At 66.2% G+C, this 20421-nt stretch carries 20 protein-coding genes and 2 riboswitches; of the genes, 11 read left to right on the top strand and 9 right to left on the bottom strand.

Annotation, left to right across the window (positions count from 1 at the left end; all coding sequences use genetic code 11):
• Positions 1-34: 34 nt before the first annotated feature.
• The 3 genes from K8U54_RS09800 to K8U54_RS09790 form a co-directional block, all read right to left on the bottom strand.
• Positions 35-2749 (bottom strand): DEAD/DEAH box helicase, encoded by a 2715-nt coding sequence (locus K8U54_RS09800; protein WP_249909950.1) that lies wholly within the window; start codon positions 2747-2749, stop codon positions 35-37.
• A gap of 93 nt (positions 2750-2842) precedes the next feature.
• A complete protein-coding gene (locus tag K8U54_RS09795; protein ID WP_249909949.1) occupies positions 2843-3232 on the bottom strand; it encodes a response regulator in 390 nt (129 codons plus the stop codon).
• Between the two features lie 45 nt (positions 3233-3277).
• A complete protein-coding gene (locus tag K8U54_RS09790; protein WP_249909948.1) occupies positions 3278-3493 on the bottom strand; it encodes a Flp family type IVb pilin in 216 nt (71 codons plus the stop codon).
• A gap of 394 nt (positions 3494-3887) precedes the next feature.
• Between K8U54_RS09790 and cpaB the strand changes: the two genes are divergently transcribed.
• From cpaB to K8U54_RS09750, 8 genes are read left to right on the top strand one after another with little or no spacing between them, the layout of a single operon-like run.
• Complete coding sequence (cpaB, locus tag K8U54_RS09785; RefSeq protein WP_249909947.1) at positions 3888-4838, top strand: Flp pilus assembly protein CpaB; 951 nt, start codon at positions 3888-3890, stop codon at positions 4836-4838.
• Positions 4839-4857: 19 nt separating this feature from the next.
• Positions 4858-6096, top strand: a complete 1239-nt coding sequence (locus K8U54_RS09780) for a type II and III secretion system protein family protein (protein WP_249909946.1) — start codon at positions 4858-4860, stop codon at positions 6094-6096.
• Between the two features lie 9 nt (positions 6097-6105).
• Positions 6106-7272 (top strand): pilus assembly protein, encoded by a 1167-nt coding sequence (locus K8U54_RS09775; protein ID WP_249909945.1) that lies wholly within the window; start codon positions 6106-6108, stop codon positions 7270-7272.
• A complete protein-coding gene (locus K8U54_RS09770) occupies positions 7272-8513 on the top strand; it encodes a CpaF family protein (protein WP_249909944.1) in 1242 nt (413 codons plus the stop codon). The genes K8U54_RS09775 and K8U54_RS09770 overlap by 1 nt, the downstream gene beginning before the upstream one ends.
• Before the next feature lie 24 nt (positions 8514-8537).
• Complete coding sequence (locus K8U54_RS09765) at positions 8538-9419, top strand: type II secretion system F family protein (RefSeq protein WP_249909943.1); 882 nt, start codon at positions 8538-8540, stop codon at positions 9417-9419.
• The gene (locus K8U54_RS09760) at positions 9419-10309 is read left to right on the top strand and encodes a type II secretion system F family protein (protein WP_249909942.1); all 891 of its coding nucleotides are present in this window, start codon (positions 9419-9421) and stop codon (positions 10307-10309) included. The genes K8U54_RS09765 and K8U54_RS09760 overlap by 1 nt, the downstream gene beginning before the upstream one ends.
• Positions 10306-11652 (top strand): tetratricopeptide repeat protein, encoded by a 1347-nt coding sequence (locus K8U54_RS09755; protein ID WP_249909941.1) that lies wholly within the window; start codon positions 10306-10308, stop codon positions 11650-11652. The genes K8U54_RS09760 and K8U54_RS09755 overlap by 4 nt, the downstream gene beginning before the upstream one ends.
• A gap of 35 nt (positions 11653-11687) precedes the next feature.
• Complete coding sequence (locus tag K8U54_RS09750) at positions 11688-11966, top strand: DUF3613 domain-containing protein (protein ID WP_249909940.1); 279 nt, start codon at positions 11688-11690, stop codon at positions 11964-11966.
• Positions 11967-12069: 103 nt separating this feature from the next.
• Here K8U54_RS09750 and K8U54_RS09745 read toward each other — a convergent pair whose 3' ends face one another.
• Positions 12070-12792 (bottom strand): response regulator transcription factor, encoded by a 723-nt coding sequence (locus K8U54_RS09745; RefSeq protein WP_249909939.1) that lies wholly within the window; start codon positions 12790-12792, stop codon positions 12070-12072.
• Positions 12793-12965: 173 nt separating this feature from the next.
• Positions 12966-13430 (bottom strand): prepilin peptidase, encoded by a 465-nt coding sequence (locus K8U54_RS09740; protein WP_249909938.1) that lies wholly within the window; start codon positions 13428-13430, stop codon positions 12966-12968.
• 100 nt (positions 13431-13530) lie between these two features.
• On the opposite strand from K8U54_RS09740, the gene K8U54_RS09735 reads away from it, so the two are divergent.
• Both K8U54_RS09735 and K8U54_RS09730 read left to right on the top strand, forming a co-directional pair.
• The gene (locus K8U54_RS09735; RefSeq protein ID WP_249909937.1) at positions 13531-16260 is read left to right on the top strand and encodes a PAS domain-containing sensor histidine kinase; all 2730 of its coding nucleotides are present in this window, start codon (positions 13531-13533) and stop codon (positions 16258-16260) included.
• 1 nt (position 16261) lies between these two features.
• The gene (locus K8U54_RS09730; protein WP_249909936.1) at positions 16262-16567 is read left to right on the top strand and encodes a hypothetical protein; all 306 of its coding nucleotides are present in this window, start codon (positions 16262-16264) and stop codon (positions 16565-16567) included.
• Here the strand turns inward: K8U54_RS09730 and cobM are convergent.
• The 4 genes from cobM to K8U54_RS09710 form a co-directional block, all read right to left on the bottom strand.
• Positions 16530-17303: a precorrin-4 C(11)-methyltransferase gene (cobM, locus tag K8U54_RS09725; RefSeq protein WP_249909935.1), complete on the bottom strand. Its 774-nt coding sequence runs from the start codon at positions 17301-17303 to the stop codon at positions 16530-16532. The genes K8U54_RS09730 and cobM overlap by 38 nt on opposite strands.
• A gap of 74 nt (positions 17304-17377) precedes the next feature.
• Positions 17378-17785, bottom strand: coding sequence for a cobalamin biosynthesis protein (locus tag K8U54_RS09720; RefSeq protein ID WP_249909934.1), 408 nt, complete (start codon positions 17783-17785; stop codon positions 17378-17380).
• Positions 17782-18492 (bottom strand): CbtA family protein, encoded by a 711-nt coding sequence (locus K8U54_RS09715; RefSeq protein ID WP_249909933.1) that lies wholly within the window; start codon positions 18490-18492, stop codon positions 17782-17784. Before K8U54_RS09715 ends, K8U54_RS09720 begins: the two co-directional genes overlap by 4 nt.
• 10 nt (positions 18493-18502) lie before the next feature.
• Positions 18503-18688 (bottom strand): CbtB domain-containing protein, encoded by a 186-nt coding sequence (locus tag K8U54_RS09710; protein ID WP_249909932.1) that lies wholly within the window; start codon positions 18686-18688, stop codon positions 18503-18505.
• A gap of 95 nt (positions 18689-18783) precedes the next feature.
• Positions 18784-18985: riboswitch (cobalamin riboswitch) on the bottom strand.
• A gap of 96 nt (positions 18986-19081) precedes the next feature.
• A riboswitch (cobalamin riboswitch) is annotated at positions 19082-19271 on the top strand.
• 98 nt (positions 19272-19369) lie between these two features.
• Here K8U54_RS09710 and cobW point away from each other — a divergent pair.
• Entirely contained in the window at positions 19370-20419 is a 1050-nt protein-coding gene (cobW, locus tag K8U54_RS09705; protein ID WP_249909931.1) for a cobalamin biosynthesis protein CobW, read from the top strand.
• The last annotated feature ends 2 nt before the right edge of the window (positions 20420-20421 follow it).

Here is a 20421-nt window from a genome sequence, read left to right as displayed (position 1 = left end):
CGAACGGTTCGCTGCCGACAGGCCCTGATGGGCACTAGAGCCGCTTGAGTAAGGCCTGCAGGGCCATCTCCGGCTCCTGGCTCCACAGGGCGTAGCTCAACGGCACGATTTCCAGGCCGGCGCGGGCCAGCACCCGATAGCGCTCCAGTTCGAGGAAGCCTTCGCCTTCGCCGGGAAAGCCGATCAGGTCGATGGCCAGGCATTTGTCACCGCGCTGGCAGAACAGGTCCAGCAGCAGCCCGGCCAGTGGATAGCGCGTCCAGGTGGCCACACCCTGGGCCTGCAGTGCGTTGCACAGCGCGCGCTCGAACTCGTCCTGATCCGCTTGATCGGCCACGCTCGTCGTCTGCTCGGCGAAGCTTTCCAGATAGCGACGCAGGAGATGATCTTCCGCCAACTGCCGCTCATCGCCGCTGAACAGCGCCACCTGGCGCTCGCGGGCACGGGTGATGGCGACGTTGAACATGTCCGGGCGGTTCAGGTACACCGCGGCCTGGCTGGCGCTGGCGTCGAGGGCGAAGCTGATGATCATCAGGTCGCGCTCCTCGCCCTGAAAGCCATAGGGCGTATCCACCAGCACACGAAAATCGCGCAGGCGCTGCAGGTCGAGGCCGGCGATGCGCTGGCGGATGGCCTCGACCTGATCGCGAAACGGCGACACCACGCCGATGCTCGGCTTGACCGGGCTGTCGGCGAAGCGGCCGATGTGCGCGTCGATCAGCTGCAGCACCTGCTCGAGCTCCACCTGGTTGACGCCATTGCGCGCCCGCTCACCTGCCAGGCGCTGCAGCTGCAGGCTGTCGCAGTGGGTCAGGCCCGGGCGCTCCTTCATCACCCGCAGGCGGTTGTCGTAGAAGCGCTGGTTACTGAAGCGAATCAACGCCGGGCGGCTGCGAAAGTGCTCGTCGAGAAAGGTCAGGGCGTTTTGCTCCGGCAGGTGCAGGCCGACCAGATCCAGCACGCTGTTGTCGCGGTAGCTCCAGCGCTCGCGCTCATCGGCCGGCAGACCGCTGCGCTGCAGCAGCTGCACTTCGCGGCTGCGCGACAGAAACGAGAGGTGGCGCAACTGACGTGCATCGCCCGTGATCACCGCGCGGCGGCAGCGCTGGAAGGCCGGCAGCGCCGAGGCGATATCGCACTGGGTGGCTTCGTCCATGACCATCACGTCGAACAGACCGGCGCGCAGTGGCAGCAGCTTGTGAAGTTCCTCCAGGGTCACCACCCAGATCGGGAAGGCAGCCAGCAGGCGCTGCGGGTCGATGTCTTCGAACAGCGCCAGCTGGCGTTGCGACTGACGTGCACGAATCGCCTGGTTGTACTGCACGAACAGCTGCCGGTCGGCGGCCAGCAGGCGCTGCAGCCGCGAAGCGCGTCGGGTGTTGAGATAATCGCGGCTCAACTGCTCGCGGCGCTGCTGGCATTCGCGCAATTCATCGAGCAGCACCCAGGGCCGCACGCTGCCGCGTACGCGCCGGCGCACCCAGGGCAGCAGCAGATGGCGCTGCCAGAAACCCAAGGCACCGCGGTCGGCCCGCAGGATCAGCCGGCTCCAGCGCAGGGCCTGTCGGTTGCGCTTGCCAAGGGCTTCGGCCAGGCGCCGCTCTTCGTCGATCAGCTCGCGCAGTGCCTGTTCCTGCTGCTGTTCGGCAGGCGCCTCGACGCTCGTCGATTCCCCCTGCAGCAGACTGGCAAGACGGTCACGCAGCGTTTGCTGGAGGCTGCCGCTACCGCTCTCGAGTACCGCATCACGCAGGCCGAAATCCTCGCGCAGTTTCTGGCCGATGACCCGCACCGCCTGTTCGCTGCGGCTGACCAGCAGCACCGACTCGCCATGCAGGTAGCGATCCAGGGCCAGCGCCGCCAGGGTGTAGCTCTTGCCGGTGCCGGGCGGGCCGGATATCTGGCTGAGCGGGTAGCGCGCGGCGTTGGCCAGTGCCCGGCTCTGTGCAGCGCTGAGCTGGGCCGGCAGGGCGTGGGGCGTGCTGGCGCCCTGGGGCGAGGCCGGCAGGGGCTCGCCGAGCAGTTGGCGCAAGGGCGCCGACCAGTCGCACGTAGCCTGCAACTGCTGCAACTCATGGACGATGCCACGGCTACCACTGCCTCGCGGTACCAGTGCCACCAGGGCAGCGGCCCGCAGCGACAGGCTGCGGCGGCGCAACGCCTTGTCTAGCGCGTCCTGGCTTTCCAGGGCCGGGAAGCCGCTGGCGGCGAGCACGTCGGCCACCTGGGTGCGCTGTTTGACCCAGTTCAGCAGATCACCGAGCACATGGGCGTCGATGGGCGCATCGGTCAGCGGCAGATCATCGAGCGTGGTGTTGTCACCCTCTACCAATAGCTGTCGCAGCAGGCGCCAGTTCACCAGTGGCTGATGGGTATCGATGGCCAGCAGGTGCGCATCGCCTTCGCTGCCGCTACTCAGGCTGGCCTCGTAGTACACCAGCGGTGCACAGAACGCGGTCGCCGGGCCTTCGCGATTGCTCAGACGGCCGCACACCGGCAGCACGCCGTAGACCAGCTGCAGTTCACGTTGGTAAAGGCGCTGCTGGCGCTCCAGCTCGGCGCCGACGCTCGGTGCCAGCGCCAGCAGCGGCAGGGCGCCGCTGGCCAGCTCTTCGCGGCCATCGAGCCAGGCCAGGCGCCCGGCGGTCAGCGCAGTCAGGTTGTCGAGGTTCAGGTCGCGGCTGTCGGCCAGGTAGGCGCTGCGGTAGAAAGCCAGCAACCGGGCGATCCGTGCGTGGTGTTCCTGCATCATGGGTCCGTGGCGGCCTGGGTAAGGCGGCGACTCTACCGCTGCTCAGGCATCGCTGTCACCGCGGGTGCAGTGGCGTGTCAGCAACAGACCCTAGGAGTTGGCAACCTGGGGTACCGGAAAGCGCTGATTGAGCACCTCGATCAGACGTTCCTGGTAGATGGGCTTGGGCAGGAAGTCCACGACCTGCAGGGGCAGCAGGCCGATCACGTCGTTCATGTCGGCATGCCCCGACATGACGATGATTGGCAACGTGGCGTAACGGGGCGTGGCGCGCAGGTTCTGGATCAGGCGCAGGCCGCTTTCGTCCGGCATGCGCAGGTCGGTGATCAGCAGCGCGATATCCGGCCAGGTGGCCAGGCAGGCCATGGCGGACGCGACGTTGGTGGCGCAGTGGCACTGAAAGCCTTCACCCTCGAGCAACTCGCCGAGTTCTTCGAGGGCGTCGGCTTCGTCGTCTACCAGCAGGATATGTTGGCGCATAAGTAGAGGCCTTGCTCAGTTGAACAGCCCGCTTTCTTCAAAGTATCAAGGATTGGCAGGAGTAGCTGGGGCCTGCGTGCCCTTTAATGCGTCACTTATATCTCCAAATACTGAGTTGATCTGATCGCCGACGCCGCTCGCAGCGGTGACGATAACCACTGCAATCAGCGCAGCGATAATCGAATATTCAATCGCCGACGCACCTTCTTCGCTGGCGAAGAACTGGCGAACTTTTTCGCGGAGGATGATGAGTTTGAACATGGGGTACTTCCTCTGTAGCCAGGGCAGGCAGGGACGCCTGTGTGGGACTTGCAGGGAAAGTGTGAAATCACAATGGGGCGTTCGCAAACTTACCTTGGTATTACATCCAAGGTATTAGTCACAAGTATTACTTCTAATAAATTCAACAGGTAAGGCACTATCTTTCGAACTGCCAAGGTAATGGCGGGATGCTGCAGCACTGTAACAGCGACGAACGGTATGTTCTATCTTGATGTTCAAATCCGCTATAAGTTTCCCAATAAATAATTGTTAAACCAAAATGAATTCGAGCCGATAGCTCAGGCGGGTTTTCCACCCTGTTCTTCTGATTGGTCAGCATGAAGCGGGTTGTCCCGGGTGCTTGCCGGTGTATGGCAACAAGGAGCGTGCTGTCATGAATAGCCGATTGACGCTGGTGCTGGCCGGCGTGCTGCTGGTGGGTGCCGTCATCACCGGGTATTGGGGCATCACCCTCGGTCGTCAGCCCGAGCAGGCGGCTGCCAGGCCAGCGGCGCCTGCCATGGCGCCGACGGCCGCCGTCGGCAGTCAGCTGCAGACCCAGGTGGATGAGCAGCAGCGCGTCAACGTGGTGGTGCTGGCCAGGGCGGTACCGCCCCTGGTGGCCATCAGCCGCGAGGATCTTGCCGTGGAGCGCCTGCGTATCGCGCCGCCAGGCAGCTTCGCCAGCCCCGAGGAGTTGATCGGCCGCACCCTGTGGCAACCCATGCCGGCCGGCAGCGTGCTGAATCAGGCCGCGTTCGAGATGGCCGGGCCCCTGGCACGGATGATTCGCCCCCATGAGCGGGCCGTGGCCGTGGCGGTCGACGAAGTGATCGGCGGTGGCGGCCACCTGAGCCCGGGCGACTACGTCGATGTGCTGCTCTACCTGCGCCAGGGCGACGGCAATGCCGAGCAGACCGCCCAGGTGGTGATTCCTGCCCTGCGCCTGCTGAGCGTGGGCGACACCCTGGGTATCACCAACGCAGGAGAAGCCGCCCGGTTGCCGGCCGATGCCGATGAGGAACGCCGGCGTCGGCGCAATGCACCGACCACCGCCGTGCTGGCCGTGCCCGAAGCCCTGCTCACCCGTTTCATGCTGGCTACCCAGGTCGGCAGCCTGCGCCTGGCGGTACGCAGTGCGGATGAAAAACGCCTGGCCGATTACTACGCTGGAAAGGAGCCCGTGGCCGATGTCGGCGAGGCACAGCGGCAACTGTTCCAGTTCGAGCAACTGGCCTTGCGTGGCGCGGCGCCCGCGCCTCAGGCGCAACCCGAACCGGCCCGGCAGGTGCCAGCCGGCATACCGGTGTACCGCGGCAATGACGCCACCCGGCAAACCCCCTGAATGGCAAGGATGCAACACGATGAACGATGGTCCGTGCATTTCTCGTCTGCTGACCGGCCTGGTGACGGTCGTGCTCGCACTACCCGGTGCGGCGTCAGCCTCCTGTGCCGGCCTGGAGCCGGTACCCGCCGTATTCGACGTGACCCAGGGCATGCAGCGCGAGCTGCGTTTTCCGGTGGCCATCACCCGGCTGGCGATCGGCGACCCGGACGTGGCGGACGTCAGCCTCAACGGCAAGGACAGCTTCCTGCTGGTCGGCAAGCGCGGCGGTAGCACCAGCCTGATGGTGTGGACCGCCTGTGACCGCGAACCCCGGCAGAGCCAGGTACTGGTGCAGGGTGCCGCCACCGCTGCGATGGCCGAGCCGATGCTGCGTTTCGACGAGGAGGCCGTGCCGAGCCAGGTGCAGACCGATATCCGCTTCGTCGAAGTGCGGCGCAGCAAGTTGCGCGAGGTGGGCATGCGCATCTTCGGCACCGGCTCCAACAACTTTCTGATCGGCGCGCCCGGCACCGGGCCGACGACGGTACCGGTCGGCGGGGTCGGTGGCGTGGGCTCCGGCGCGCCGTTTCCGCTGGTCAGGGATGGCTTCAACATCCTCTGGGGCGGTGGCAGCAGCAAGTTCCTGCTCGGCCTCGACGCGCTGGAAAACAGCGGCTTCGCCTATACCCTGGCGCAGCCCAGCCTGGTGGCGCTCAATGGTCAGAGCGCTAGCTTCCTGGCCGGTGGCGAATTTCCGATTCCGGTGCCCAGCAGCGGCAGCGATTCGCTGTCCATCGAATACAAGGAGTTCGGCGTGCGCCTGACCATCACCCCCACCGTGGTAGGGCGCAATCGCATCAGCCTGAAGGTGGCCCCCGAGGTCAGCGAGCTGGATTTCACCGCCGGCATCACCATCGCCGGCACCCAGGTGCCGGCCCTCAACGTGCGGCGTACCGACACCAGCGTGTCCCTGGCCGATGGCGAAAGCTTCGTGATCAGCGGGCTGATCTCCACCAACAGTTCCTCGGCTGTGGATAAGTTGCCCTTTCTCGGCGACGTGCCGGTGCTCGGCGCGTTCTTTCGTTCTTCGCGCATCGAGCGCGAGGAGCGCGAGCTGTTGATGGTGGTCACCCCGCACCTGGTGCAGCCGCTGGCTGCCAACGTGCAACTGCCGGACCTGCCGGGCGAGCAGTTGCGCCATTACGACCCGGGCGTGTTCCGCCAGCTGTTTCTCGAGAACGGCGATTTTCATCGCGCTGACGGCCTGTCGCGCTAGGGAGTGGCCATGGAGCAGATTTTCCTCGCACAGACCCGCCGCAAGCAGGACCTGGAATGGCTGCAGGCGGCGCTGGCCGGTCAGGGCCAGGTGCTCAACGTGGGTGAAACCCTCGACGAGGTGCTGGGCCTGATGGACATGACCGGCAGCTGCCTGGTGTTCGTCGGCCTCAGCCGCGAGGGGCAGACCGGCCAGTGCGCGCTGATCGAAGCGCTGCTCGACATGCGCCCGATGGTGGTGGTGGTGGCCCTCGGCGACGGCCTGGACAACCAGCTGGTGCTCAACGCCATGCGCGCCGGCGCGCGGGACTTCATCGCCTACGGCTCGCGCAGCAGCGAGGTGCTGGGGCTGGTGCGCCGCCTGACCCAGCGCCTGCCGCAGCTGCCACCGTCCCGCGAGCAGGGCGAGCTGACCCTGCTCTACGGGGTGCAGCCCGATGCCGATGCCGCGCTGCTGGCCGTGCACCTGGCGTTGCAGGTCCAGGCCCGCGGCCAGCGCACGCTGTACGTCGACCTGGGCATCCCCCGTGGCGAAAGCCTGGAGCTGTTCGGCATGGAGTCGTCGTTCTGCTTTGGCGATGCGCTGCGGCATATACGCCGTCTGGATTCGAACCTGATCGAAAGCGCCTTCGCCCGTCATCCCGATGGCCTGCGCGTGCTGCCCCATGGCCCGGATGACGACGCCCTGGAGCGCTTCAGCCTGGGCGAGCTGTTCCTGCTGCTGGGCAGCCTGCGTCAGCATTTCCAGCATGTGCTGGTGAACCTGTGCGGCCAGCCGGACTGCGACGGCCTGCGCTCCTTCGTCAACCATGCCCAGCGGCTGTTCTGGTGCGTCGACCAGAGCGTGCCCAATTGCCGGCGCAACCTGGCGCTGCTGAGCCTGTGGCGCAGCAAGGGCATCAAGCTCGATCACGCGCGGCTGCTGGTCGACCGTTACCAACCGGCGGTGGCGCCCGGTCTGCCGGAGCTGAGCAAGACTTTCGCGCTGCCGCTCGAGGCCGGTCTGCCGCTCAGCCCGGTCACCCGGCTCAAGGCCAAGAATCAGGGCGCGCCGCTGTTCGAGTTCGCCCCCCGTGACGGCCTGACCCAGGGCCTGCTGACACTGGCCAACGGCCTGTTCGAGCCGCGCCGCGGCGGAGCCGGGCAGTGGTGGCGACGCCTGTTGAGGAGCAACTAATGCCCATAGGTCCATTTGGCGGTACCAACGCGCGACTCGGCGTGCACGATCTCAAACCGGTGCTGCACCGCTACCTGATCGATGCGCTGGAGGAGAAGGGCGAAAACCTGCTGGAGGGCACGCGTACCTCGCTGGCGATTTTCGTCGCCGAGCAGGTCAGCGAATACGTCAGCCGCCGGCAGATCGCCATTTCCCGTTACGAGGTGGATCGCCTGGCCGAGGAGCTGGTCGACGAGCTGACCGGCTTCGGCCCGCTGGAAATCCTGCTCAAGGATGAAGGGGTCAGTGAAATCCTGGTCAACGGCCCGCACCGGGTGTTCGTCGAGCGTGGCGGCGTGCTGCAGCCCAGCGACCTGCGTTTCATCGATGACCAGCATGTGCTGCGGGTCATCCAGCGCATCCTCGCACCCGTGGGGCGGCGCCTCGACGAGTCCTCGCCGATGGTCGACGCGCGCATGCCCGACGGCAGCCGCATCAACGCGATCATTCCGCCGGTGGCGCTGGACGGCCCCTGCATCTCGGTGCGCAAGTTTCGCAAGGACATGCTGCGCAGCGCCGACCTGCTGGCCAGCAACTCGCTGGACCAGGCCATTCTCAGCTGCCTGGAGCTGATGGTCAGGCGGCGCTGCAACATCATGGTCAGCGGCGGCACCGGTACCGGCAAGACCACGCTGTTGAACATGCTCAGCCAGATGATCGACCCCCGCGAGCGCATCGTCACCATCGAGGATACCGCCGAGCTGGAGCTGCTCCACGACCACGTGGTGCGCCTGGAAACCCGGCCGCCCAACGCCGAGGGCTTCGGCCAGATCGCCGCCCGCGAACTGGTGCGCAATGCCCTGCGCATGCGCCCGGATCGCATCGTGCTGGGCGAGATCCGGGGCGCCGAGGTGCTCGACGTGCTGACCGCGATGAACACCGGCCACGACGGTTCGATGAGCACGGTGCACGCCAACAATGCTCAGGATGCCCTGCTGCGCCTGGAAACCCTGGTCGGCTTCTCCGGCGCCAAGGTGGGCGAGCGCACCTTGCGGCAGACCATCTGCGCGGCGCTGGACGTGGTGATCCAGCTGACCCGCCTGCCCGATGGCCGGCGCTGCATCAGCGAAGTGGTGGAGGTGCTGGGCCTGCGCGAAGACCAGTACGTCACCAATACCCTGTTCCGCCTCGACCGTGCGGGCAGCGGCACCTTCTGCCGCGATGCGCCGAACCCGGCCGGGCACAAGCTGCGCCGTGACTGAGACCGGGTGGGCGAGGGAGCCGCGATGACTGCATCGATGTTGCTGGGAATGATCTGCCTGACGCTGCTGGGCCTGGGCTTGTTGATGCTGCGCCGGAGCCGCGAGCAGGCCGCCTCCGAGCAGGTGCTCCAGCGCCTTCTGGCCGACCAGCCGGAGCCGTTGCAGGCGGCCGCCATCAGCCACCTGGACAGACTGTTTCTGCGCGCCGGCTTCAGCAAGCCGCGCCAGGGGCTGGGCCTGTGGCTGTTCATCTGGTTGCTGGGCGCCGTGCTGGGCCTGATCGTCGGCCACTGGCTGGGCCTGCTGATCATGCTGCTGGGGCCATTGCTCGCCGGCCGGCTGTTCATCGCGCTGCGTTACCGGCGCCGGGTGCTGCGCATGATCGAGCAGCTGCCGGTGTTTCTCGATCATGTGATCCGCAGCCTCAAGTCCGGTCGGCCCCTGGGCGACGCCCTGATGCTGGCCATGGAAACCGCGCCGCAACCGCTGCGCGGCGCCATGGCCCGTACCCGCCGCAACGTGCAGCGCGGCATGAGCCTGGGCGATGCCCTGCAGGATTTCGCCGATCTCTACGAGCGCGACGAGTTTCAGGTGCTGGCCCTGGGCGTGCGGGTCAACCAGCGCTACGGCGGCAACAGCAGCGAACTGCTCAACAACCTGATCCGGCTGATTCGCGAGCGCGAGCACAGTGCTCGCCGGCTGCGCGCGCTGACCGGCGAAACGCGCATCAGCGCCTACGTGATGGGCGGCCTGCCGCTGGCCCTGGCCCTGTACATCTTCATCACCAACCCGCAGTTCATGCTGGGCATGTGGCAGGTCTCCTCGGGGCGCATGGTGCTGTTCCTGGCGTTCGTCCTGCAGGCCCTCGGCAGCCTGGCGCTGTGGCGCATGCTGAGGAGCCTGTGATGAGCGCCTTGCTGCTGCTCAGTGCCCTGCTGCAACTGGCGCTGGCGCTGCTGTTCCTGTACCTGGCCTATGCCGATCTGCGCGCGCGGCGCCAGTTCAGCCAGCGCATGGGCACGCTGTCGCGGGTGTCCGGTGGCGGCGTGATGCGCGGTATCGGCGGCAGCTCCCTGGGCCGCCGCACCCTGAGCATGGACAGCGAAACCCTGCAGCTGCTCAACCGCCTGGGCTGGCGCAAGCGCAGCCAGCAGTCGATGTTCTCGGCCATCCAGCTGGGCCTGCCGATCGTCCTGCTGGCCCTGGTGCTCATTGTCCAGTTGCTGATGAGCCGGCCGCCGCAGCCGGTCTGGCTGGCGCCGGTGTTCGCCCTGGGCATCGGCTACCTGCTGCCCAAGCGCTGGCTGGCCTGGGCGGCCAAGCATCGCCAGGAAGCGCTCGCCGAGGAGGTGACCACCTTCATCCCGCTGCTGCGCATCCTCTTCGATGTCGGCATGACCGTCGAACAGGGGTTGCGGGTGCTCGCCAAGGAGGCCGAAGGCATCCTGCCCAACCTCAGCGCCGAACTGCGCCAGGTGCTGGCGCGGGTCGATGCCGGGCTCGAGTTGGGCCGTGAATTACGTGACATGGCGGCCACGCTGGAAGTCTACGAGGTGACCGATTGCGTGGTGATCCTCGAACAGCTTATCGTCCAGGGCGGCGGTGCCATGGCCTCGTTGTTGCGGCTCAAGGAGCTGATCGATGACCGCCATCACACGGCGCTCGAGGAAAGGGTTTCCAAACTGTCCGGCAAGATGTCCGTCATCATGATGGTGTTTCTGTTTCCGGCGTTGTTGATCGTATTGGCGGGGCCCGGCTTCATTGCAATCGTCGGTGCCCTGGGGGAGTTGAGATGAAAGCTGTTGTGACCGTGGTGGGGGTGATGGGGCTGTTGGCCGGCTGCGCGAGTGGCCCGGCCCAGTCGCCCTGGCTGACAGGCAAGGCCGACGCCATTGCGATGGCCTGTGCGCCCCTGTCCCAGGATCAGGAACTGGCGCTGAACCTGGCGCAGAAGACGGCCGAGGAAGGACGTTTGCATGCAGCGCTGGCCAACCTGGAGCGCCTGCCCGCCAGCCTGCCCCAGGCGCGCCTGGCCAAGGCGCGCATCCTCCGTTCGTTGAATCGCCCGGATGCCGGCGAGCTCTACGCCAGCCTGACCCGCACCTGCCTCAAGGCCCAGGGCGAGCAGGGCCTCGGCCAGCTGGCCAGCGCGGCAGGGCGCTACCCCGAAGCGCTCGAGCATCTGCGCCTGGCGGCCGGCCTGGACCCGACCAGCGCGTCGATTCGCAACGACCTCGGTGTGGTGTACATGAACCTCGGGCGTCTGGACGAGGCACGCTTCGAGCTGCTCACCGCCCTCGAGCTCAACGAGACCGAGCAGCAGCCAGCGCTCAACCTGCTGACCCTGCTGATCTATCAAGGCATGCGTCCCCAGGCCAATGCCCTGGCCGAGCGCATGGGGTTCTCGGCCAGCCAGCTGCGCGCCGCCGAGGAACGCGCCCAGGCGATGCGCAGCAACAACGCCAGCCTGCCGACGCCACCCGCCGCGGCACCTGCAGCCAAGGTGCCGGTGATCCCGCAGGAGGCTCCCGCGCCGGCTACCAAGGCGCCAGTTGTTCCGGCTGCCGCGGCGCCGGCAAAGGCGCCGCCAGTCAGCAGACCCGTGGTGCCTGCGGTGCAGCCCGCCGTCGCGGCGGCGCCTGCCGTTCCGGCACCGCGGCTGTCCAACTTCCGGCCAGCACCCGTGGTGCCATTGTCCCTGGCCGGCGCCTCGGCCAGGCCGACCGCCGCGGTGCCCGCCATGGTGGCCAAGGCAGAACCGGCTGCGGGCGCGGCCACGCCACCGGTACCTGCTGCTCAGCGCGCGCCTGTCGCCGCCGCAACGCCGGCGCCGGTTATCGCTCGCGCCTCGTCGCCTGCTGCCACACCCGCTGCTACCGCACCTCGGCCGGCGCCTGCGGCCGTTCCAGCACCCCGTGAAGTGGCCGCAGCGCCCAAGGTGGCCACCCCCGCCGCGGCGCCGGCCCCGGCTGCGTCGGTGGTCGCCAGTGCACCTGCCGTTGCAAGCGCTCCAGCGCCTGCCGCCACGGTGCCCGTGCGCGCCGGTATCGAGATGCGTGCGGGCCGCCTGATCGTGCCGGACGATGGTGGCTTCGTGCGCGTGCTGCCGATCGAGGAAACGTCTGCCAGCGTCAATTGAACCCGGCCAGCGCCGGCTGCCAGGAGGAGAGCACCATGAAAGGCATGATCATCGGCTGTGCATTGCTGGCAGCCCTGCCGGCCTGCTGCCTGGCCGCCGACGAGGGCCACGGGCGCGGCTTGGTGGGTGACGAGGTGCAAACCCAGACGGCCCACTGGCTGCGCCTGCAGCGTGAGGGCCAACTGGCGTCGCCGCACCCGCAGGTGTCCACCCCCGCCGAGCGCGAGCTGGCGCTTCAGCGTTGGCTCGACAGCCACAAGCATCCGATTCCGGAGTTCTTCGAACAGGATGTTGGCGGTGAATTGGGCGAGTAGCCGAACTGGCCGTCGAACGCGTTATTGAAGTTGTACAGCCAGATGACTTGAACAACTTCTTAATGCGAATGGATGGCCCCGATTATCCAGGCGTTTACAAATTTTACCCATGGGACGGGTAGGACAAGGCCAGTTGCGTTCGATTGTGCACGCGGGTCAAGCGCAATATCTGCGAGACATAAAGTTTGACGGTATTTTCCGTAATGCCCAGTTCGCAGGATATCTGATAGTTGGTCATCCCTTTGGCGATAAGTTGCGCAACGGCCAGTTGCCGGCGTGACAACTTGTCGAAGGGCTCGGGAATGGTATCGGCCGTTGCACTCATTTGTGCGACGTTCTTGATCGCCATGGTCGGTATCAGCTCGCTGTGCATTTCATGCAGCGAAGCGGCGAGATCCTGGATCTGCTGGCGAATCTGCTGTTCCTTGATCTTCTGCTCGACACGTTCCTGCAGGCGCTTCACACCCGCTTCCAGTTCCTGCAGGTTCACCGGCTTCTGGTAGTAGTCGCTCACCCCAGCGCGCAAGGCGAGGATGACATCCTGCTTGTCGGTGCTCCCCGTGAAGATGGCCGTCTCGTAGAGGCGCCCCGGCCGTGCCAGCCTGGCCAGCTCACCCACCAGCTGCACGCCGGTGAGCCCTGGCATGTGCATGTCGCTGAGCACGATGGCGATGCGCTCATCCGCCTGGAAGGCCTGCAGCGCGTCGTGGGTGTTATTGCATGACGTCACGTCATGGCCCAGTTGTTCGAGAAACTCGGCGAGTTCCTCGACAATGATGGGTTCGTCGTCGACGATCATTATTCGCAGGGTGTTAATGCGGTCCATGCGAAGCATCTGCCTATTTAAAAGGTATCAATCGCAGAATAGTCAGCGGCCCATATAGTGTCAAAAGAGGTTGTCGGTATAGGTTTTGGCTCCGTTCAAGCCGGTTTATCACTTTAGTGTTATAGGAGAAGTTCGATCCCTTGGTTATCCTCGGTCAACAACTTGCCTGTTATCTATAACCAGATGCCCGCCAATGCAAAGCCGGTAAACAGAAAGGGTGCGTAAGGCATCTTCTTCGCTGTGACGGTTCTCAGGAACAGCCATTTTTCGGGAAGGGCCAGGCCGATGGTCGGCTTGGCGCGCAGCAGCATCAGCCAGCCGACTTGTGCCAGCGCCGCGCCGATCACGCTGAACAACAGATGGCCACCGTCGCTGGCGGCGCCCAGGGCGAGCAGCATCTTCACGTCGGCGGCGCCCATCTGGCGGGTCAGGTAGCCGGGCAGAGACAGCAGGCACGCCGCGCCCATCGCCAGGGCGGCGGCCTGGACGCTGGCACCGGTGAAGCTGCTGCCCAGGGCCAGCAGGTGGAGCAGGGCGGCGGCGAGGGCACCCAGGGTCAGCAGGTTGCTGATGCGCCGCTGCTGCGCATCTTGCCATGCACAGGCAGCCAGCCAGCCGAGCAGTACGAAGTAGGCCATGGCGACAACGGGTATCCAGGGAAGAAGGGCGTGGCGGCCCGGTTCAGGTTGGCGGAGTTTCATCCGCCCGCGGCGCTAATCATGGTAGGTGGGCCGGACAATGCAAGTGTTCAAGGATTGGTTCAAACGCGGCGAGGACACCCAGGTGCCCCTCGAGACAGGCATCGTCTCGCCGCCGCTCACCCTATCGGCCAACAGCCCCTGCCTGAACCTGTCCATCGACGCCCTGGGGCGCGTGTTCGAAGTCTCCGGCAGCCTGTCCGATCGTCTGCCCATCGCGATTTCCCAGGTGCTGCCGCTGGAGCAGCTGCTGCATGGCCAGAGCCGCTATCTGGTCACCGACCTGGCGGCTTTCGCCCAGCAGATGCTCGACCTGTCCTTCGTCACCCGTGATGGTGGCATCCTGCACACCCGTGGCTGGCTCAAGGCCGAAGTGCAGGGCTGGTCGCTGCAGGCCTTCGAGGTGGGCGACTTCCTGGCCCGCCTGCATGCCTGCGAGCAGCGCCTGCAGGTGTTCTCGCAGATCAGCGCCGTGGCGCAGACCGTGCGCGGCACCGAACGCGTCGAGTTTCCGCGCCATATCCACGACTGGCTGGGCGCCATGGCCCAGGCCCTGCGCATGGCCTGCGTGGCCCTGGCATTGCCGGATACCCTGCGTGGCGGCTGGCAGGTCGTCGGTCATTACCGGGACGCCCTGACGCCGGTGTTCTGGGACGACGGCCAGCACCTGCCGCGCGAGCTGCAGCACTATGCCGGCGACCAGCCGGTGCAGTGGCTGCGCGGTGATGCCGGGATGACCGAGTGGCACGCCGCCGACTCGGTGTGGCTGGTGCCGTATGCCGATCACCAGGGCATCCGCGCCTGGCTGTTGTGCTCGCCGTACGTCGCCCACCAGAGCATGCCCGAGCTCAATACCCGGGACTGGCTGGATCTGTTCGCCCATGTCGCCGCTCCGCTGCTGCAACGCCTCGACGAGCAGAATCGCAAGGTGCATGGCGAGCGGGTGGACATCCTGCAGAACCTGCTGGGTACCGGCTGGTGGGAATACGTGCCGCGCAGTGGCGCCTTTCTGCTGGCGCCCTGCCTGATGCAGCGCTTCGGTTTCACCCAGGGTGCGGCAGTCACCCTGGCCGACTGGCTGGAGCTGCTCAACGCGGCCGATCGCGACGAGTTTCGCATCCGCCTGGGCGATGCCGAACTGAGCGGCCGTGCCTTCGAACAGGTGGTGCGCCTGCGCGATGCCGAGGACGCCCTGTGCTGGTTCCGCATCCACACGCGCATCCTCAACGCCAATGGCCAGCGGCGTATCGTCGGCGCGGTGCTGGACATCAACGACATGAAGCTCAAGGAGGTCGAGGCCGACGCCGCCACCACGCGCTTGAAGAGCCTGGTCGCCAGTGCGCCGGCGGTGATCTATGTGAATCGCTACGACGACGGCGCCTTCGTGCCGGTGTTCTGCAGCGACAGCTGCAGTGCGTTGCTGGGCTGGACGCTGGACGACTTCGTGCAGCGCAGCGTGGCCGACTTCATCCACCCCGATGACCGCGACATCTACTTCGCCCACACCCGCAGCCTGCTCAGCCAGGGCGTGGCCAGCTGCCGTTACCGGCTGCTCGACCGCGATGGCCGTTACCACTGGCTGCAGGACGAGGCCAAGCTGCTGCGTGACGAGCGGGGCATCCCCATCGAGGCAGTCGGCCTGTGCCTGGACGTGACCGATGCCGCCCTGGCCGCCGAACGGGTGCGCGAGAGCGAGGAGCGCTACCGCATCCTGGTCGAGGACTCGCCGGCGATCATCTGTCGCTATCGCCCCGACCTCACCCTGGTCTACGCCAACCGGCCGCTGGCCCAGTACCTGGGCATCCGCCAGGAAAACCTGCCGGGCACCAGCCTGGCCAGCTACCTGTCGGCCCAGGAGCTGACCCAGTTTCGCGAGCGCCACCGCCAACTGACACCTGACGAGCCGGTCGGCACGGCGCTGGTGCGCATGGACCTGCCCGGCCGCGAGCACATCTGGTGGGTGCTGTCCGAGCGCGGGGTGTTCGACGAGCAGGGCAAGTTGCTCGAGGTGCAGGCCGTCGGCCGCGACGATACCGAGCTGCAGAAGGCCCGGCAGATGCTCAACCAGAGCGCCAAGATGGCGGTGCTGGGCGAGATGGCCACGGGGCTGGCCCACGAGATCAACCAGCCGCTCAACGTCATGCGCATCGCCCTGACCAACACCCTCAAGGGCGTGGAAAACGGCTCGGCCAACCCCGAGTACCTGAAGAACAAGCTGGGGCGTATCGAGCAGCAGATCACCCGTGCCGCGAAGATCATCAACCATATGCGCATTTTCGGGCGGCGCTCCGAGGTTGAGGACGACCTGTTCAGCCCGGACGATGCCATCGAGGGCGCCGTGACCCTGATCCGCGAGGGCGAACTGGTCCGTGACATCGACCTGACCCTGGAGCTGTGCGGTACGCCCCCGGTGCGCGGGCATGCCGACCAGCTCGAGCAGGTGATCATCAACCTGCTGGTCAATGCCAAGGACGCGCTGCTCAGCGCCCGGGACAAGCATCCGGAACTGGAGCCCCGTATCCTGCTGCGCAGTGACCGCGAGGACGACAAGGTGATCGTGCAGGTTCAGGACAACGCCGGCGGCATCGACCCGCTGTTGCTGGATCGGGTATTCGACCCCTTCTTCACCACCAAACCGGTGGGCAAGGGCACCGGCCTGGGGCTGTCGGTCAGCTACGGCCTGGTCAACCAGATGGGCGGCAAGCTGAGCGTGAGCAATCAGCAAGGCGGGGCCTGTTTCCGTATCGAACTGCCGGTGGTCGCCAACTGATATGAGCAAATGGCTGGATACGCTGTATGCCTATTGCGCGGCTGTGCTGCAGGGTGATCAGCAACTGATCGTACGGCTGCGCGAGGCCGGTTTCGATTGCCATGAAGGGGCGTGGAGCTTTCATCTGCCCGCACTGCATGCCTGGTTGTTCGGCCAGCATGGGGCGCTCGATTACCCGACCTTCCTCAAGCAGCTGTACGCCAGCGACCTTAATGAGCGCCTTGCCCGTCAGGGCGCGCAGATCGCCATTGCCGACAACCGCGGCCAGGTCAGCGAGAGCCTGTATCGTCTGCAGCGCCTGTCCTGAACAGGTGGCGGTGGCCTTCGCGGTAGAGCGCCGAGTCGGCGAAGTCCTCCGCGCCCAGTACCTGGCCGACGAGAATCAGCGCGGTACGTTTGAAGCCCCTGGCGCTGACCTTCGCCTCGATATCCGCCAGGGTGCCGATCGCCCAGTCCTGATCCGGCCAGCTGGCGCGGTGCACCACCGCGATGGGGCAGTTGGCGCCGTAGTGCGGCAGCAGCTCGGTGACGATCTTTGCCAGGTGCTGAACGCCCAGGTGGATGGCCATGGTCGCGCCGTGGCGGGCGAGATCTTGCAGCTGCTCGCCGGCCGGCATCGGCGACTTACTGGCGTAGCGGGTGAGGATCACCGTCTGTGACACCTCGGGCAGCGTCAGCTCGCTTTCCAGCAGCGCCGCGCAGGCGGCCGTGGCCGTCACGCCGGGAATGATCTCGAAGGGGATGCCCAGCGCGCGCAGGTGACGAATCTGCTCGCCGATGGCGCCATACAGCGACGGGTCGCCGGAATGCACCCGCGCCACGTCCTCGCCACGGGCGTGGGCGGCGTGCAGCAGGGCGACGATTTCATCCAGGTACAATTCGGCGGTATTGATCACCTGATGGGCCTGGTGGCCGTCGAGCACCGCCCCGGGCACCAGCGAGCCGGCGTAGAGAATCACCGGGCAGCTGCGGATCAGGCGCTGACCCTTGACGGTGATCAGCTCGGGGTCGCCGGGGCCGGCGCCAATGAAGTAGACGGTCATGGGGTTCCTGAATATGGGTGGCGGCGTCTTGTATCGACCGATGAAAATCCCGGTGGCTCGACAGGGCGTGATCCCTACCCATCGACTCGGGCTACGGCCAGGGTGGCGGCAGCGCTCTTGCGCTTGGTTATCCACAGGCGAGCGGGTCGGCCGCTCAGCTGCTCGGCCAGGGCCAGGGCGCTGGCTTCGGCGACGCCTGGCGTGCCGGTCAGCTGCAACGCCTTGGCCGAGGTCTCGGTCAGGCGCCCATGGTAACCCGCCAGCACCTCGGCGGGCAGGAAGTGGATCGGCAGGTTCAGGTGCGCGGCCAGCAGCTGCAGGCCAGGTTCAGCCGCCTTGTGGGCGCTGCTGGCCAGGGCCGTCAGCTCGGCCGTGCTCGAGCCCTGCTCGGCCAGGGTGCTGTCGAGCAAGGCCAGCAGCTCATCGCGCGAGCACTCGCGCCGGCAACCCAGGCCGGCGACGAGGATGGGCCGTTCATTCACTGCGGCTGGCGCCCAGGGCCATGGAACCAGGCGGCAGTCAGGCCCAGGGCGGCCCAGAAAACCGCGTTGGTCAGCAGCGAGGCGAGGATGAACTGATGCTCCAGCGCTTCGGGCGCCAGGCTTTCATGGGCTTCAGGCTGCGGCGCGCCGAGCAGGTGGGGCAGGGCGAGAATCGCCACACCGAGAATGCGCAGCATCCCGTTGCCGCCGAATGCCAGCAGCGCCAGGCCGGCGGCGGTCGAGGCCGCGGTGCCGATCCACCAGTACTGGCGCAGCAGCAGGTCCGCCGCGGCAGTGCCTGGCAGTTCCGGCGGCAGGCCGCTGGAGGGTGCCAGTACGAAGGTGGCGAAACCCGCCAGGCCCCAGAGCAGGCCATGCCAGGTTTTCTCGGGGGCACGCAGAGTGAACAGACCGGCGAGCATCAGCGCGAAGCCGACGGCGACGACCAGGTTGCTCAGGCCTGTGGATAACAGGCGCTGCCAGCCGTCTTCCGGGGCCCAGGCTTCGCCGTCGTGGCTATGGCCGCTCGCGCCATGGTCGTGGGCTGCGGTGGCGTCATGGCTCTGTTCGATAACTGCCGGCTCAGCGATCTCAAAGCCTTCCGCCTGCAGGATCAAAGGGGTTACCCACAGGCTCTGCAGCAGGGTCAGCACGATGGCGGCGAGCAGGCCGGCGAACCCGGCGGTCCGGGCGATACGCTTGATCATTCTGGTGCCCTCAGTGGCAGGGGAACGCGGCGCTATGCCGGGTATCGTGAGCGGCGTTGTGCAGGGCTTCGACCTCGGAGAAGCCGGCGAAGAAGATCAGCACGGCGCCCAGCACGCAGCTGCCAACGGCGAGCAGGATACGTTGCGACAGGGGGAGCGCAGAGGCGCTGGAATCAGAAAGGACACTGCTGGACATGATCGTAGACCTCAGGGGTAAACGGCACAGCAGGACACGGCGAGACAGCCCGCACGAGCAGGCAGCGATCGGCGCGTGCCCGCCCACCGCGGGTTGCCAAACAGAGGATTCAGGCCGGTCTCCGGGCTCACGACGATCGCCTTGCGGCGATAGGGATCGGCCTTCCCATGCGTGTGCACAGTGGCCAAAACGATCCTGGCATTCGCTTACCGTTGCGGGGGCAGCGCCGGACTCTAACCGGCTTCCCGTTTCACCTCACGCGCGGCGGCGTGAGACACCTGAAACAACCGGGCAAGAACACCACGAAGCGGCCAGAGCGTCAATATGCTGCAGGTCGCGCCGCGATTGACCGTTACCCAGGCTCTGCGTAGCCTTGCGGTCTTCGAGGTTCTCCATGGGTCGCCATGGAGAGGAAACCTGTTCAGAAGGCTTCTAACAGGTTCAAGAGGGAACACGGATCGCCGTGGCTGCCCCCGCAACTGTAAGCAGCGAGTGCGTCGCCAATCGCCACTGGGAGACCGGGAAGGCCGGCCGCGTGCCATGACCTGCCAGCCAGGAGACCTGCCTCGATAACGCTTTCGACAACCGGGCGGGGTGATCCGGTGATGCCTTCGCGTGAGCCCTGCTCGTGCCTGCCATCCTATTGCCCGCTCGCCGTTTCTGCAGACGCCAGGGGCCACCATGAAAACGCTCGCCAAACTTCCCGTCACCATCGTCACCGGCTTTCTCGGTGCCGGTAAGACCACCTTGCTGCGCCACATGCTGGAAAACGCCGAGGGCCGGCGCATCGCGGTGATCGTCAACGAATTCGGCGAGCTGGGCATCGACGGTGAGATTCTCAAGCAGTGCTCCATCGGCTGCAGCGAGGAAGAAGCCAACGGCCGGGTTTATGAACTGGCCAACGGCTGCCTGTGCTGCACCGTGCAGGAAGAGTTCTTCCCGGTGATGCGCGAGCTGGTGGAGCGCCGCGGCGATCTCGACCATATCCTCATCGAAACCAGCGGCCTGGCCCTGCCCAAGCCTCTGGTGCAGGCCTTCAACTGGCCGGAAATCCGCAACGCCTGCACCGTCGATGCGGTGATCACCGTGGTCGACAGCCCGGCCGTGGCAACCGGCACCTTCGCCGCCTTCCCCGATCAGGTCGATGCCCAGCGCAAGCTCGACCCCAACCTCGATCACGAATCGCCGCTGCACGAGCTGTTCGCCGACCAACTGGCCAGCGCCGACCTGGTGATCCTCAACAAGGCCGACCTGCTCGATGCCGAGGCGCTGGCCGCGGTGCGCGCCGAAGTGGCCGAGGAGCTGCCGCCGGCGGTCAAGGTGGTCGAGGCCCATGGCGGCTCGCTGCCGCTCGATGTGCTGCTGGGCCTGAACAGCGAGACCGAGCTGCATATCGAGGGCCGTCGCACCCACCACGACGATGAAGACGACGATCACGATCACGACGAATTCGACTCGTTCCACGTGGAACTACCGGAAGCACACGAGGCGCGCCTGTTGAACGCCCTGAAAGAGGTCGTCGGCAAACACGGCATTCTGCGCGTGAAAGGCTTCGTCGCCGTGCCGAACAAGCCCATGCGATTGCTGCTGCAGGGCGTTGGTCAACGCTTCGACAAGCACTTCGACCGCGCCTGGAAGCCCGATGAAGCGCGGGTGACCCGCCTGATCGTGATCGGCCAGGAACTCGATCACACGGCCATCACGGCCGAGCTGAAAGCGGCGCTGGCGTAACC

The organism is Pseudomonas fulva, assembly GCF_023517795.1.
GTDB classification, from domain to species: Bacteria; Pseudomonadota; Gammaproteobacteria; order Pseudomonadales; family Pseudomonadaceae; genus Aquipseudomonas; species Aquipseudomonas fulva_D.
This window is presented reverse-complemented; position numbering and strand designations above follow the sequence as displayed.